The 13,677-nt window shown below is 30.7% G+C and carries 13 protein-coding genes; 3 read left to right on the top strand and 10 right to left on the bottom strand.

Annotated elements, in window-relative coordinates:
- Positions 1-3: 3 nt before the first annotated feature.
- A complete protein-coding gene (locus tag J8L88_RS05410) occupies positions 4-753 on the bottom strand; it encodes a C40 family peptidase (RefSeq protein WP_211060169.1) in 750 nt (249 codons plus the stop codon).
- Positions 754-819: 66 nt separating this feature from the next.
- On the bottom strand, positions 820-1,998 hold the full coding sequence (locus tag J8L88_RS05405) for an acetyl-CoA C-acyltransferase (RefSeq protein ID WP_027391341.1): 1,179 nt from the start codon (positions 1,996-1,998) through the stop codon (positions 820-822).
- 179 nt (positions 1,999-2,177) lie between these two features.
- On the opposite strand from J8L88_RS05405, the gene J8L88_RS05400 reads away from it, so the two are divergent.
- A complete protein-coding gene (locus J8L88_RS05400) occupies positions 2,178-4,223 on the top strand; it encodes an HD family phosphohydrolase (protein WP_027391342.1) in 2,046 nt (681 codons plus the stop codon).
- Between the two features lie 65 nt (positions 4,224-4,288).
- Positions 4,289-4,870, top strand: a complete 582-nt coding sequence (locus J8L88_RS05395; protein ID WP_211060168.1) for a hypothetical protein — start codon at positions 4,289-4,291, stop codon at positions 4,868-4,870.
- Here J8L88_RS05395 and J8L88_RS05390 read toward each other — a convergent pair.
- From J8L88_RS05390 to J8L88_RS05355, 8 genes are all read right to left on the bottom strand, one after another.
- Positions 4,860-5,138 carry a DUF3817 domain-containing protein gene (locus J8L88_RS05390; RefSeq protein WP_211060167.1) on the bottom strand — a complete coding sequence of 93 codons (279 nt, stop codon included), beginning with the start codon at positions 5,136-5,138 and terminating at the stop codon, positions 4,860-4,862. The two genes, J8L88_RS05395 and J8L88_RS05390, sit on opposite strands and share 11 nt — an antisense overlap.
- A gap of 62 nt (positions 5,139-5,200) precedes the next feature.
- Complete coding sequence (locus tag J8L88_RS05385; protein WP_118386302.1) at positions 5,201-6,439, bottom strand: mechanosensitive ion channel family protein; 1,239 nt, start codon at positions 6,437-6,439, stop codon at positions 5,201-5,203.
- A 67-nt stretch (positions 6,440-6,506) separates the two neighbouring features.
- On the bottom strand, positions 6,507-7,124 hold the full coding sequence (locus J8L88_RS05380; RefSeq protein WP_027391347.1) for a YqaA family protein: 618 nt from the start codon (positions 7,122-7,124) through the stop codon (positions 6,507-6,509).
- A 236-nt stretch (positions 7,125-7,360) separates the two neighbouring features.
- Positions 7,361-7,723 carry a hypothetical protein gene (locus tag J8L88_RS05375; protein ID WP_027391348.1) on the bottom strand — a complete coding sequence of 121 codons (363 nt, stop codon included), beginning with the start codon at positions 7,721-7,723 and terminating at the stop codon, positions 7,361-7,363.
- A 368-nt stretch (positions 7,724-8,091) separates the two neighbouring features.
- A complete protein-coding gene (locus tag J8L88_RS05370; RefSeq protein ID WP_211060166.1) occupies positions 8,092-8,973 on the bottom strand; it encodes a GIN domain-containing protein in 882 nt (293 codons plus the stop codon).
- A gap of 11 nt (positions 8,974-8,984) precedes the next feature.
- On the bottom strand, positions 8,985-9,509 hold the full coding sequence (locus tag J8L88_RS05365; RefSeq protein ID WP_211060165.1) for a DoxX family protein: 525 nt from the start codon (positions 9,507-9,509) through the stop codon (positions 8,985-8,987).
- Positions 9,510-9,644: 135 nt separating this feature from the next.
- The gene (locus tag J8L88_RS05360) at positions 9,645-11,348 is read right to left on the bottom strand and encodes an alpha-amylase family glycosyl hydrolase (protein WP_211060164.1); all 1,704 of its coding nucleotides are present in this window, start codon (positions 11,346-11,348) and stop codon (positions 9,645-9,647) included.
- Positions 11,349-11,504: 156 nt separating this feature from the next.
- Entirely contained in the window at positions 11,505-12,692 is a 1,188-nt protein-coding gene (locus J8L88_RS05355) for an AraC family transcriptional regulator (protein ID WP_247666420.1), read from the bottom strand.
- Between the two features lie 86 nt (positions 12,693-12,778).
- Here J8L88_RS05355 and menA point away from each other — a divergent pair, with 86 nt between their 5' ends.
- The gene (menA, locus tag J8L88_RS05350; RefSeq protein WP_211060163.1) at positions 12,779-13,675 is read left to right on the top strand and encodes a 1,4-dihydroxy-2-naphthoate octaprenyltransferase; all 897 of its coding nucleotides are present in this window, start codon (positions 12,779-12,781) and stop codon (positions 13,673-13,675) included.
- Positions 13,676-13,677: the final 2 nt, after the last annotated feature.

Below are 13,677 nucleotides of genomic sequence, written 5' to 3'. Positions count from 1 at the left end.
ACTTTAAACTATTCTTTTAATAACTCTTAATTTATGAGTGTATAATCTTTTTTCTCCATTAAAAATCCCAGTGTGATCTATACGATCCACGCGCACTTTACCGTGTGCGTGGATAATATAGTTATCTTTCATAATAATACCTACATGAGTAATTGCTCCTTCTTCATTATCAAAAAAGGCCAAATCACCAGGCTCACTTTCTTCTATAAAGCTTAAAGGATCTCCTTGTGTTGCTTGCAAAGAAGCATCACGTAATAATTTGTATCCATTTAATTTATAGACCATTTGTGTAAAACCACTACAGTCAATACCAAAATTGGTCTTACCACCCCATAGATAAGGAGCGTTTAGAAATAGGTAAGCAGTTTCTATCAGTTTTTCTTTAGATTGTATTTCTGTAATCCTATTACCATCATATTGATGTTTAAAAAAATCTAGTGCTCCTAAAGAGGATCCCAAAGCAATTGGCATTAATTGATTGTCTTCACAACTAACAAAGTCAATTAAGTCTGCACTGACATCTAACGATTTGGTGTTAAACTGTTTGTATTGATCCTCAGTGACTTCTATATATTGTTTATTATCGATCCACCCTTCATATGTATCAAATGCTAAACGGATTCGACTCCATTTTTTTCGTTTTTCTAAAACTTTAAAGTGTTCACCATACAGAACTTGTGATACCATTTCACTTGGATCATTAGGTTCAAAACGTAATGGCACAATACTAAGATTGCAAATACCGTAGAGCATGAATATTTATAGCTACTATATATTAAACATTTAATAAATTCGGATTGCTAATCCTTTTAATTTGTGTTATACACGTTCGATTACCATTGCAGAAGCTCCACCGCCTCCGTTGCAGATAGCTGCAGCTCCAGTTTTTGCATTATTTTGCTCTAGCACATTCATCAAAGTAATCAAGATACGAACACCTGAGCATCCTAGGGGATGTCCTAAGGACACAGCACCACCGTTGACATTTGTATTAGAATCATTTAATCCAAGAATTTTCATATTAGCTAGCCCAACTACAGAAAATGCTTCATTGAACTCGAAAAAGTCTACATCATCTAAAGAAATACCTGCTTTATCAATTGCTTTTGGTAAAGCTTTTGCTGGTGCTGTGGTAAACCATTTTGGTTCTTGCGCAGCATCTGCATAACTTTTAATTTTCACCAATGGTTTTAATCCTAGTTCAGCTGCTTTTTCTGCGCTCATTACTACGACAGCACCAGCACCATCATTTATAGTAGAAGCATTCGCTGCTGTCACTGTTCCTTCTTTTGTAAAAGCAGGACGTAATGCAGGAATTTTTTCCATTTTTACATTCTTGTATTCTTCATCTTCAGTAATCATAATAGGCTCACCTCGACGCTGAGGAACAGGTACTGGAACTATTTCATTCTCAAATTTACCTTCTGACCAAGCTTTAGCAGAACGTTCATAAGATTGAATGGCAAAGGCATCTTGATCTTCTCTACTAAAGTTATGTTCAGTAGCACATAAATCTGCACAAACCCCCATAGCATTTTGATCATATACATCAACTAAACCATCTCTTTGCATTCCATCTTCTAATGTTTGCGAACCAAATTTATGACCGGATCTAAGTCTTACATAATGCGGAATTAAACTCATATTTTCCATTCCACCAGCAACTACAATATCTGCATCTCCCAATGCAATAGTTTGTGCGGCGTGCATTACAGCTTTCATTCCACTAGCACATACTTTATTAACAGTTGTACAAGGAACAGTATCATTAAGTCCAGCACCTAAAGCAGCTTGTCTTGCCGGAGCTTGTCCATTTCCTGCTTGTACTACATTTCCCATAAATACTTCTTGAACCAATGAAGGATCTAAGTTAATTTTATCTAATGCACCTTTAATTGCGATTGATCCCAATTGAGTAGCAGGAACAGTAGATAAACTACCTAAAAAACTACCTATTGGTGTACGTGCTGCTGATACTATTACAACGTCTTTGCTCATTATACTATATTTAATATGTGTGTTTGTTATTCTGCGAATTTAAGGATTTTTAGAGGATATACATAGCTAAGTTTTTGATTGAATTATTGATTATTAAATAGTATTGAAGTAGTATTTTTTAGACTTCTTCATACTGACTTATTTTTTAGTACTTTTGAGTTATATATACGAATATCCTTGTGAAGAATTTTTTAAATAATTTTTATAAAAATCAATCCTTTTTATATAAGGTTTTTCTTTTTGTAATTACATTAATACTTATCGTTTACTTATTTCCTAAAGGAGGTGTTTTTAAGTATGAATTTACTAAAGGTAAACCTTGGCAATATGAAAATTTATATGCTCCTTTTGATTTTGCTATAGCAAAGACGGAAGACGAAATTATTGCGGAGAAAAAAAGAATTGAGGATAATATCATTCCTTATTTTGAGTATGATACTATCGTATCAAACTTGGCTAAAGATAGATATGAAGCAGCTTTTAAAAGTAATCTAGAAGTATTAGATCAAAGTAGTTCTGGAAAGCAAGCAAAACTTTTTGGTAGAATTATTCTTAATGATATTTATCGATATGGTGTATTACAAGAGGCATATAGTTATGAAAATAAACGACAAATATTTCTTAATAAAGGTAACAAAGCAGAAGCTATTACTTTTGGACAAATATTAACTCCAAATCAAGTAACAACGCTTATTAACTCAAGAATAGATAAGAGTGAGTATACTAAGTTTAAAAGTGGTTTTGTTGCATTGTTTTATGATCTAATTAAACCAAACGTTACCCTTAATCAAAAATTAACTGAGAGTACCCTCGAAAATGAATTGTCGCAAGTTCTCACAACAAGAGGTAGTGTTTCTAAAGGTAGTAGAATTATAGCAAAAGGAGAAGTTGTAGAAGGCAATCGATTACAAATATTAACATCGCTAAAAGCTGAATATGAATCTCAGGTTTGGAGTGACAAGAATTTTTATTGGATTGTTTTTGGATATGGTATTTTAGTGGCTTTGGCGCTCTTAATGTTATTACTTTTTATTAGAAAATATCGAAGAGATATCTATGATAATAATACCCAGGTAACATTTATAGCGTTCAATGTTTTATTAATGGTATTGATAACTACATTGGTAGTAAAATATAAATCGGATTATATTTATATAGTACCATTATGTATTTTGCCATTAATTCTAAAAGCATTTTTTGACTCGAGACTTGGGTTATTTACACATGTTGTAACTGTATTGATTTTAGGTTTTGTTGTACCCAATAGTTATGAGTATACTTTTTTGCAGATTATTGCTGGAATCGTTACTATACTAACTATTTCGGAGTCTTATAAAAGGGCAAATTTGTTTATTACCGTTGGACAAATTACCGCTATTTATATTGTAGCATATATCGCCTTTCATATTATTCATGAAGGGAGTATTAGTGATATTGATTGGACAACTATAGGATTGTTTGTTATAAGTGGTTTTGCAACGTTAATTGTACATCCATTAATTTACGCTTATGAGAAAATGTTTGGTTTGATCTCTGATGTTTCTCTTTTAGAACTGAGTGATACCAATTCATCTCTATTAAAAGAATTATCGGATAAAGCTCCTGGAACATTTCATCATTCGCTTAATGTTGCAAATATTGCCGAGGCTGCTGCTAATGAGATAGGAGCAAATGTAATGCTTGTTAGGGTAGGAGCTCTTTATCACGATATAGGTAAAATGGCCAATCCTACTTTTTTTACGGAAAACCAAACAGCATCAGGAAATGCACACGACGTTTTATCTCCTAAAGAAAGTGCTAAGATTATTATAAATCATGTAATTCGTGGTATCGAAATAGCAAAGAAAAACAAGCTTCCTGATCGAGTGATTGATTTTATAAGAACACATCACGGAACAAGTACTGTTTACTATTTTTATATGAAAGCTAAGGAGATTAATGAAAATGTTAATATAGAAGATTTTCAATATCCTGGTCCAAAACCATTTTCTAAAGAAACGGCTATTTTAATGATGAGCGATAGTGTTGAAGCAGCTTCTAAAAGTTTAAAAAACCCTACCAGTAGTTTAATAGATTCTTTTGTAGAAAAAATCGTTAATAAGCAAATGGAAGATGGGCAATTTCTTAATGCAAATATTACTTTTAAAGAAATTCAACAGGTAAAAAAAGTATTCAAACGTAAGCTTACTAATATTTATCATCTCCGAATCGAATATCCAGAATAATTTTTGAAGATTGGTATGTTATTTGATAAGATAGCTAGTAACATAAACCATCTTAAAAATTTACTATGAAATCTTTCAGAAACTTTGTCATTTTAGTATGTTTATCACTAGGATTTAAATCATATAGTCAAGTTAGAATAGGAGGTGACGCTTCTATTGACATAAGTATAAATATTCCAATCCCTGATATTGTAATAGAACAAAGAAAAAATCCAAGAGTAGCTACAAAACCCTCTGTTCCTGTTATACACAACTGTGATCACTTATGTACTCATAATGAAAATGTAAGTTATGGAGAAATTCAAAATCAAAATGGTCCTTTTGGTCGTCAAATATATCAAGTAACTCGAGCAAAATTGGAATCTAGTCCTGTTGGTTCAGAAAGTGTTATTTATCTATTAGATTCGGGAGATGTATTAGAGTTAATAATTGTAACTGCCAATCTTCAAGATTTCAATTATCATAATTATGGAGATACTTGTGACTGTTCACAGAAAAATAGAATAGTGAAAGTACTATTAAATAATCAACAAATACAGTTAAGAGATGGAAGTTTATCATTACAACCAAAAAGAAATGGTTTTCACTCTGTAATAAACTTGCATACTGAATTTGAAGGAGATTTTAACGGAACAGTTAATTTTTAGACAAGTATTTTCCATCCATCCAGAAAGTACCAAAAGGAATTATAGAGCATAAGAGTACAATTGCCAAAGTTTTAATATTCCATTTTCTTTCTGCTTTAATTAAAAAAGCAAAAACGATATAAATCAAAAACAGAAAACCATGAGCCATACCGATTACCTTATTTGGTTCTGGAGACGCAAATAAATATTTTAAAGGCATTGTAACGAATAAGATAAGTAGATATGAAATCCCTTCTAAGTAACTGATTATTCTGAAAGCACCAACCATATGTATTATTTAAAATTGAATGCAAATTTAACGCTCAAAAGACATTTAATCTTACTTATTATCTATTTTTTATGATTAAAATCTAATTCGAAGATTTCTAAATCAAAATAGGAGATAGTAGATAATAAATGATCAAAAATATCGGCTACTATTTTTTCATAGTTTTTCCAGATTTTATCATTACTAAATGCATATATTTCTAAAGGAATACCCTGTGAAGTAGGAGCTAGTTGTCTACTCATTATAGTCATATTGTTATTTACATAAGGGTGATTTTCTAGATATGATTCTACATAGCGTCTAAAAACTCCCATATTAGATAGATTTCTACCATTTACAAGAACTTCTTTATTGATATTATTTTCTGCGTTATAAAATTCTATCTTGTTTTGTGAATCTTCTAAGTAATCTGTAATAAGTTCTATTTTTTTTAAACGATCTATGTCATTTTTAGATAGAAACTTAATACTCGAAGCTTTTATAAGAAGTGCTCTTTTAATTCTTCTTCCTCCAGAATCCATCATTCCTCTCCAATTTCTAAATGATTCAGAAGTTAGGTGGTATGTTGGTATTGTAGTGATCGTTTTATCAAAATTTTGCACCTTAACAGAAGATAAATTAATTTCTACTACATCTCCATCGGCACCGTATTTATCCATAGTAATCCAGTCTCCAATTCTTACGGTATCATTAACTGCGACCTGTATACTAGCTACAAAACCTAAAATTGTGTCTTTAAAAATTAATAGAATTACTGCTGACATCGCACCAAGAGCAGTAAGAAAAGTCCAGATAGATTTTCCTGTGACTGACGAAAAGATAAAAATTCCACCGATAGCCCAAACTATGATCATAAATACTTGAACATAACTATCTATGGGTTTATCCTTAAAGGATTCTAAAGATTTTAAAAAATCTCTAAAGGTTCTAAGTACACTTCTTACAATCCATATAGTTAGAGCAATGACCAAAATATCAAAAAGAATCTCTAAGTAACCTTCTGTAGTAGGAAAAGCGATAAATAATTGTGGAAATATCCAAATACTTATGGATAACGGTACTATATGAGATAAATAATCAAAAGTCTTATTCTTTACTAAATAATCATCAAAAGTGTTTCGTGATTTAGAAGCATAACTTTTAAAAAGATTAAGTATTACTTTTCTTATAATTCGATCGATAAGAAAAAGTACGATGAGTAAAATAAATGTTCCTATAAGAACATTTAAATATTCTGCTATGTTTTCTGAAATACCATAAGAAACTAATAGTTTATAAAAGTACCTGATTAATTCTTCCATAAAAGAGAATTACAAAATGGTTTTTGATGATTGTTTTAATCGATAATAATATTTACTCGATAAAGTGTTATACCAGATTAAAAATTGCAGCTGCATATAAATAAAATCTAACAAACCTTAACAACCCAAATAGTAAATAGCTAGTAAAGGAATATCTAATCATTCCTGCAGCAATACTTGTTATAGAAAAGGGTATTGGTAATAATGCACCTACTACAATTAAAAAACCTCCCCATTTTCGAGTATTTTTTATGTGTTTTGCCATTTTTACTTCTAGATATTCGTGAACCGAAGGGATCTTAGTTATTGATTTTCCTATAAAATATGAAATAACACCTCCTAGATATGACAATAGAGCTAATATGGATAAATACAATATGGGACTACTCGCTTTATCACTCCAAGCGATAAAAATTTCTGGAGGTATAAGACCTAAAAGAGATTCTGAAGCGAAAAACACACTAAAAACTATATAGTCAGAGTAGTTTTTCGTTACATATAATAAAAGATCGTTAATGTTTATAACAAAGTAATTAACGATTAATAATCCAGCAATAAACAATAGAATGGGAGGTAGTGCCTTTTTAAGACTGGTACCTAAAAACTTATAAAAACCAGTATAACTGTAATACTGATGCAATAACTGCAATCTTGTTTTCTTAACAGATCGGGGATTCATTTTCATAACAATTTTTCCTCAAGGGGACAAAAATAATATTTAATTGATTTTTTGACGTTTATAAAATCATAAAATTTGTCGATAAAATGTTATTATCATTACAACTTTTTATTTTTTGTCTAAATGATTGGTTGTTAACGAAAAAAGTATTTAATTTAGTATATGTTTTTGAATAAAAAAAGACCTTGAAAAATCAAGGTCTTTTTTTATTTATATATAAGATACTTTAATGGATATCTATTTTAGGCATTTAAGGCATCTCTATAATCAGCCAAATCCATTACATTCATTTTGTTTTTCAGATCTTTCAATAATGAAATAAGATACATAAGACTTTCTACTGGATTTACGTCTTTATCTGTTTCTACTGGAGTTTCATTTTCTTCAATAGGCTCATCATCAGGAATTGGGATTAAGAAGCTATCATTTTCTTCTATATGTTCGTAGGTAAGTCTTAAAACCTTAACCACTAAAGGTACTTGTTGTTCTAAAGCAAAAGTTCTTAGGGTTTTAAGATCTTCAATTAGTGTGTCTGTGTTGATACCAGATTGTCCTAGATCAGTCAGAATTTTGTCTATTAATTTGAGTGCCTTTTTATTTTCCAAGGATGATAAAATTAGTATGGTTTAAAAAAATGATTCTGGCAAATTTAACCCTTTATATAAATCTTTAAAATCTTTTAAAACAAATAAATTTATTTTTTAGTGTTAAAAAATAAATCTCTAATTATTATAACAAAAAAAAGAGAGGAATATTCCCCTTAATGTATTGATAGGTAACTGTTTATTCTTCAAGAAACCTTTGTATGCTTGTATTCCGGCTAAAGTTTGAGGTTTAACCGTAACCAAAATTCCTTAATCCTCTTTATCTTTGAAAAGTATTCCAATTACAATTTTTCCCTTACTTTTTTTGTTTTCCCCAACACTTACCTCCTTGAATACAGGAGGTAAGTTCTTCTTGGGGTATTTCGTAATTAAAACAGTGTTACAATTTTATCTTTATCTTCTTTTTTTATTGTTATTAATAATTTTCTTTTTCCAAGCTTATTCACCTTATATACTTTAGTTCCAGTTGTCCAATTTTCTTTTCTTATTGCTTGCGGCATCATGGGAAATCCATAACTAAATTTAGATCCATCAGGTTTCGGTCCTATTACTAAAAAATGATTTCTGCTTAGAGAGTTGTTTTTGATTTTGAACTTAATATATTCCGTAAGATTGTTTTTTGTTTTATTATTTCTATTTCTAGTTTTTTTCGCGTCTCCTTTAACCTTTTTGGGTGTATTCAGGATTTTTAGTTTAGCATCTTTAGATAGTTTGGCATCGATTTCATTGAGTACCCGAACATTTGCAGAACCCCAACTCCATATATCTATTCTAGCATTTTCTGCAGTTAAATTTGACGCATCTATCGAAGCAACTTCTGCTGCAATACGTAATTCCTTTGTTTTTCCTTCTAAAACTATTTTACCTATGGGCGCAACAACCTGAATATAATCATTGTCTAGGTTAATAATTTTTGTAGAATCGTGAGTTCCACTTTCTACTTTTTTTATGTTAGGTGCTCCAATGATAATCTTTACATTTTTAGAGGGTTGTATCCATTCTTTTTGATCTAAGTATAAGGTTCCACCTACTACTTCTTTATCAATGTATTCGAAAAGGTTCGTATCGGTGGTGATAATAAGGGTCTCTTTTTTAGAATTGTCTATGATTACTTGTGCGTAAAAATTAATTTTTACAGACTCTATATTTTTTACATTAAAGGTTTTGGTTTCTATTTTTTTGCTTCCTTTTATTTGTCCAATCGTTGTTAAACTGAATAATAATAGTATAGTATTTATAAATGCTTTCATGGTTTTGTGTTTTAAATTGATTTTGGAATTACATTTTCGTTTGATATTAAATGTTTCGTTTTTGATAATAAATAATCAATTCCGAACCTTCCTGAACCTAGTAGTAGATTATAGATGGAAATCCATAAGAAACCCATCGCTGGTAACATACCCCAAATCCCATTATCCCATTTTTGAAAAAATATTGCGACCAACATTGTGCACATTATGAATAAGGAAGCAATTCTAGTTTTTAAACCCAATGCAAGAAATACTCCACCAATGGCCTCGCTTGCTGCTCCCATCCAAGCAAAGAAAACTGGAAACAAAGCAAAAACGCCCCCGTATTCTGCAATATCTTTGGGGAACCAATCTACTACTTCTAGAAAACCTAAATCTGGTGAGCCTTTAGGACTCCAGGGTACTCCAAATTTACTCCCACCAAAATTTACTGCTAGAAAGTATCCACATAATATTCTCGGAAGAGCAAATAGTAAATCAAAAAACCAATACGCCATTGTTATTGGAGTTATTATCATTTTAATTACATTTTTCATGATTGAATTTGTTTTAGATGTTTGATAATCCAAATGTCTAATTTCAATACGATTCTGGCGCCCCAAAACGAAATAGGACTGCTCAAATCATAATTTGAGCCGTCCTATTTAACGTGAGTCGATATGTAATTTCGATTATTTTTTCGCCTCTAGTAATACAATTTCATAATCAGATTTTATGGTAACATTTCCATCTTTTACAGTAGCTTCTATTCCTGAATACGTATCCGTTAAAGCTGTACCATCTTTAAAAATTGAATTAACTTTTATTGTTTTTGTTCCTTTTCGTTGATTTAATCCTATTACAACTCCATCAACGTTGCCATCTTTAGTATATTTTCTCGAAAAAACATAAGGCGTTTCTTGTATCATTTTATGTTTTCCTGCACCAATAGACGGATGATCTTTTCTGAACTTACCAAGTTTTTGCCAGTGTAGTAATAATGATTTTGTTTCTTCTTTTTCCAAATCTTCCCAATTCATATTTGATCTTAAAGTAGCATCACCTTCGGTTCCTTCTATGATTAAAGATCTACCAGTTTCATCACCGTAGTAAACTTGAGAGATTCCTGGAGTTAATAATAACTTAGTAGCAGACTCAAAAGTTTTCTTTCTTTCTTTATCAAATGGGTCTCCGTCATCGTGAGAACTGATATAGTTCATAACACTTTTTCCTATAAGACCTGTTTGTAGTGCAGTACTATATTTACTATACAGTTTCTCATAATTTAGTCGTTTAGCATCGTATTTAAATTGAAAATTGATAAGATTATCAAAGCCATTTGCAAAATAATCTACTTTACGATCTCCGAAATCATAAAATCGTTTTCCATCGATACCATAGCCATATAACTCTCCTAAAACAAAAAATTCATTATTGTCAAGTACTTTGCTAGGATGATTTTTCTTCCATTCTGCAAATGCTATTTTGGCTTGTTCTGCTAGTACTCCCCAAACACCTTCTTCTACATGTTTAACTGTATCTACGCGATATCCGTCAATTCCAAGTTCCCTAACATAATCAGTTAACCATTTAATGATATAGTTTTTGGGAGATTTTTTTAAACCAGTTTTAGCAAAAAAGATTTCTAATTCATCCATTTCTGCTTCTAATCTTCCTTCTTCTTTCCATTTGTTAATTAACGCTTCGGGTAGTTTTACCTCATCATTATTTTCGGTTTTTACATCAGGAAGATTTTTTACCAATGTACATTTTACTGCTGTTTCATAATCTTTATAGGAACATTGCGGTCCTGTACGAACCCAATCATCTGACCATTTAGGGTCTTTATCTGTTACAGGACCTGTATGGTTTATAACCACATCCATCAAGATTCTAATTCCATTTTGATGTGCTACATCTACTAATTTCTTAAGATCATCATAAGTCCCAAAATTTGGATCTATAGAGGTCCAATCTTTTGCCCAGTATCCATGAAAAGCATAAGTGTTACCTGTTCCTTCATCTACACTGTCATGAATTTGCTCTACTAAAGGGTTTACCCAAAGAGCATTAATTCCAAGTTTTTCGAAGTAGCCGTCTTCAATTTTCTGAATTATTCCTTTTATATCACCACCTTCAAAACCACGAAGAACACCTGTTTCTTTTGATCGATCTAAAACCTTGTCATTAGAAACATCTCCATTTTTAAACCTGTCCGCTAATAAAAAATATACATTGGCGCCTTCCCAAACAAAGGGTATATTATCCGCTGTAACTGTTGTTGCTGTTTTCGATTCTAAATTTGCTTTTTCTTCTGAATTTGGTTTAGTTTCATTTTTGCAAGAGATAAAAATGCTAAATAAAAGTAAAATGCTAGTTGTTAATAAATGTTTCATGCGTTTGTTTTTGTGCTTCAAAACAATAATTTTCTCAATAAAGAGTACTAATTAAGTATCGAAACGGTAATAAATACTGGTTGAAGTTGCTAATCTATAAAATTGTGTATAAAAAATGCAGTTTGATTAATTGTGAAATTCATAAAAATGATATACTTATGTTTTATTTTGGGAAGCAGAATATTGTGAAGGAGATGTATTCGTTAATTTCTTGAATACTCTATTAAAGGTAGCTTTACTGTTAAATCCGCATTCGTAAGCGATTCCTAATAAGGATAATTGTTGTTGTTTACCTTCTTTAAGCATTGCTTGTACTTCTTTTACTCGATAAGAATTTACAAAATCATTAAAATTCTTATCAAAACCAGAATTAACAGTCTCAGAAACAACAGACGCTGGTATTTTTAGCATTTGTGATAACTGAGTGAGGTTAAGATCTGGATTAAGAAACGGTTTTTCCTCTTCCATAAATTCCATTATTTTTTTCTTATTTCTAATAACATCACTACTTAATTCAGATGGTGGAGTAGAAGTTGTTTCTTTTACCGATACAGAAAAATTTAAATTATTTAACTTACTAGTATCTGTAAAATATCCTTTTATACCAATATATATAATTGCTACAGCTGTAAAAAAATGATACCACCAACGTTGCGTCCAATGAAGTTCAGTAATAACGGATCCGATAACTCCCTGAAATAAACTATATAAAAAAAGAAAGGAGTAAATAAAAAGAAAGTTCCTAATCCAGTTCAATTCTAGACTATACGTGTTAGAAAAAAAATGTTGAATTTTTTTTCGGTATACATAATATAACTGAATAGTAAATGCTAGATACAGAAGCATCTGAAGGTTTTCTACAACCCCAATAAGGGGTCCAACATATTTTTCGTCCAAAAAAACTTTGAGATAACCATTCTGTGTATCCTCAAAACCTGGTTGCGCAGCATCATAAATGAAAATAGATATTTTGTATACTATATATAAACAAACAGGAATGAAATGTAAGAAGTCTTTTTTTCTAAATTTGAAATTAGAAGTAGTAATTGATTTTATGTAAAAGTATAGTAAAGGACCAATTGCCAATGATAATGCTATGAGCCAATAATTAATCTTGGTATTTCGAAATGTGTCATACCAGTCCATAAAACCAATAGTATAAGAAGTTCTATGATAGCCAGTAATAAAAATTAATAAAGAAAGTATTAAAGCGGATATATGTTTTTTTTTGAAATATCTTACCAATAAAAGAAAAGCAAAAATAAATGCTTGCAGAACCAATAGTAGCAAAGGTGTACTATATAGATTAAATGAAGGGAATTCTAACGGCAACGGAATTGACATAATGCTAATTTAAATAATTCACAGAATTATTTTTTATTTTTTATTTAATTAAAATACTGTTCCTTTGACTATCAATTAAGATTATAATGACGAAATTTAAAGCTTGGATCTCTGCCGCAAGGCTTCGTACATTACCATTGTCAGTATCAGGAATTATTGTTGGATCAGCATTAGCTGGTGGTTTTGGGGTTTCTATTATTTTTTGGTTAGCGATTGCGACTACCTTAGGATTACAAGTCCTTTCTAATTTTGCAAATGATTATGGTGATGGTGTAAAAGGTACTGATAATGAGGATAGAGTAGGACCTCAGCGAGCGCTACAAAGTGGAGCTATATCAGATAAAGAGATGTTTGTAGGTATCGTTCTCACTTCGATTATAACCTTATTTCTAGCTATATTTCTTATTTACGTGTCTTTTGGAAAGGAATATTTCTTTTATTCGATATTCTTTTTTCTTTTAGGCGTTGCAGCTATAGCGGCAGCAATAAAATATACCATGGGTGATTCTGCATATGGATATCGCGGATTGGGGGATGTTTTTGTATTTATTTTTTTTGGATTAGTTAGTGTTGTAGGGTGTTATTTCTTATTTACTAAAGACTTAAATGGATTAATTTTTCTTCCAGCTACCGCAATCGGATTATTAAGTTCAGCAGTGCTAAATCTCAATAATATGAGAGATCATGATAGTGATAAAAAATCTAAAAAGAATACTCTAGTGGTTAAATTAGGTATTGCCAAAGCTAAAATGTATCATTACTTTTTAATTCTGGGAGCGATTTTCAGTATGTTAGTTTATCTTATTTATACCTATAAGAATTATTTTAACTTACTGTTTCTAATAGTTTTGATACCCTTATTAATTCATTTGAATAAAGTTATAAAAACAAAGGATACCAAAAACTTAGATCCAGAATTAAAAAAAGTGGCACTATCCACATTTTTTCTGGCTATATTATTTAGTTTAGGGCAGATTTTATAACT

It is taken from the genome of Aquimarina sp. MMG015 (genome assembly GCF_018100855.1).
In the GTDB taxonomy this organism is placed as follows: Bacteria; Bacteroidota; Bacteroidia; order Flavobacteriales; family Flavobacteriaceae; genus Aquimarina; species Aquimarina latercula.
The sequence above is the reverse complement of the archived record's forward strand: the minus strand, read 5'-3'. Positions and strand labels throughout refer to the sequence as shown.

Coding starts and splice junctions, on each gene's coding strand:
- J8L88_RS05410 (WP_211060169.1), bottom strand. CDS start 753: ATGCTCTACGGTATTTGCAATCTTAGTATTGTGCCATTACGTTTTGAA.
- J8L88_RS05405 (WP_027391341.1), bottom strand. CDS start 1,998: ATGAGCAAAGACGTTGTAATAGTATCAGCAGCACGTACACCAATAGGT.
- J8L88_RS05395 (WP_211060168.1), top strand. CDS start 4,289: ATGAAATCTTTCAGAAACTTTGTCATTTTAGTATGTTTATCACTAGGA.
- J8L88_RS05390 (WP_211060167.1), bottom strand. CDS start 5,138: ATGGTTGGTGCTTTCAGAATAATCAGTTACTTAGAAGGGATTTCATAT.
- J8L88_RS05385 (WP_118386302.1), bottom strand. CDS start 6,439: ATGGAAGAATTAATCAGGTACTTTTATAAACTATTAGTTTCTTATGGT.
- J8L88_RS05380 (WP_027391347.1), bottom strand. CDS start 7,124: ATGAAAATGAATCCCCGATCTGTTAAGAAAACAAGATTGCAGTTATTG.
- J8L88_RS05370 (WP_211060166.1), bottom strand. CDS start 8,973: ATGAAAGCATTTATAAATACTATACTATTATTATTCAGTTTAACAACG.
- J8L88_RS05365 (WP_211060165.1), bottom strand. CDS start 9,509: ATGAAAAATGTAATTAAAATGATAATAACTCCAATAACAATGGCGTAT.
- J8L88_RS05360 (WP_211060164.1), bottom strand. CDS start 11,348: ATGAAACATTTATTAACAACTAGCATTTTACTTTTATTTAGCATTTTT.
- J8L88_RS05355 (WP_247666420.1), bottom strand. CDS start 12,692: ATGTCAATTCCGTTGCCGTTAGAATTCCCTTCATTTAATCTATATAGT.
- menA (WP_211060163.1), top strand. CDS start 12,779: ATGACGAAATTTAAAGCTTGGATCTCTGCCGCAAGGCTTCGTACATTA.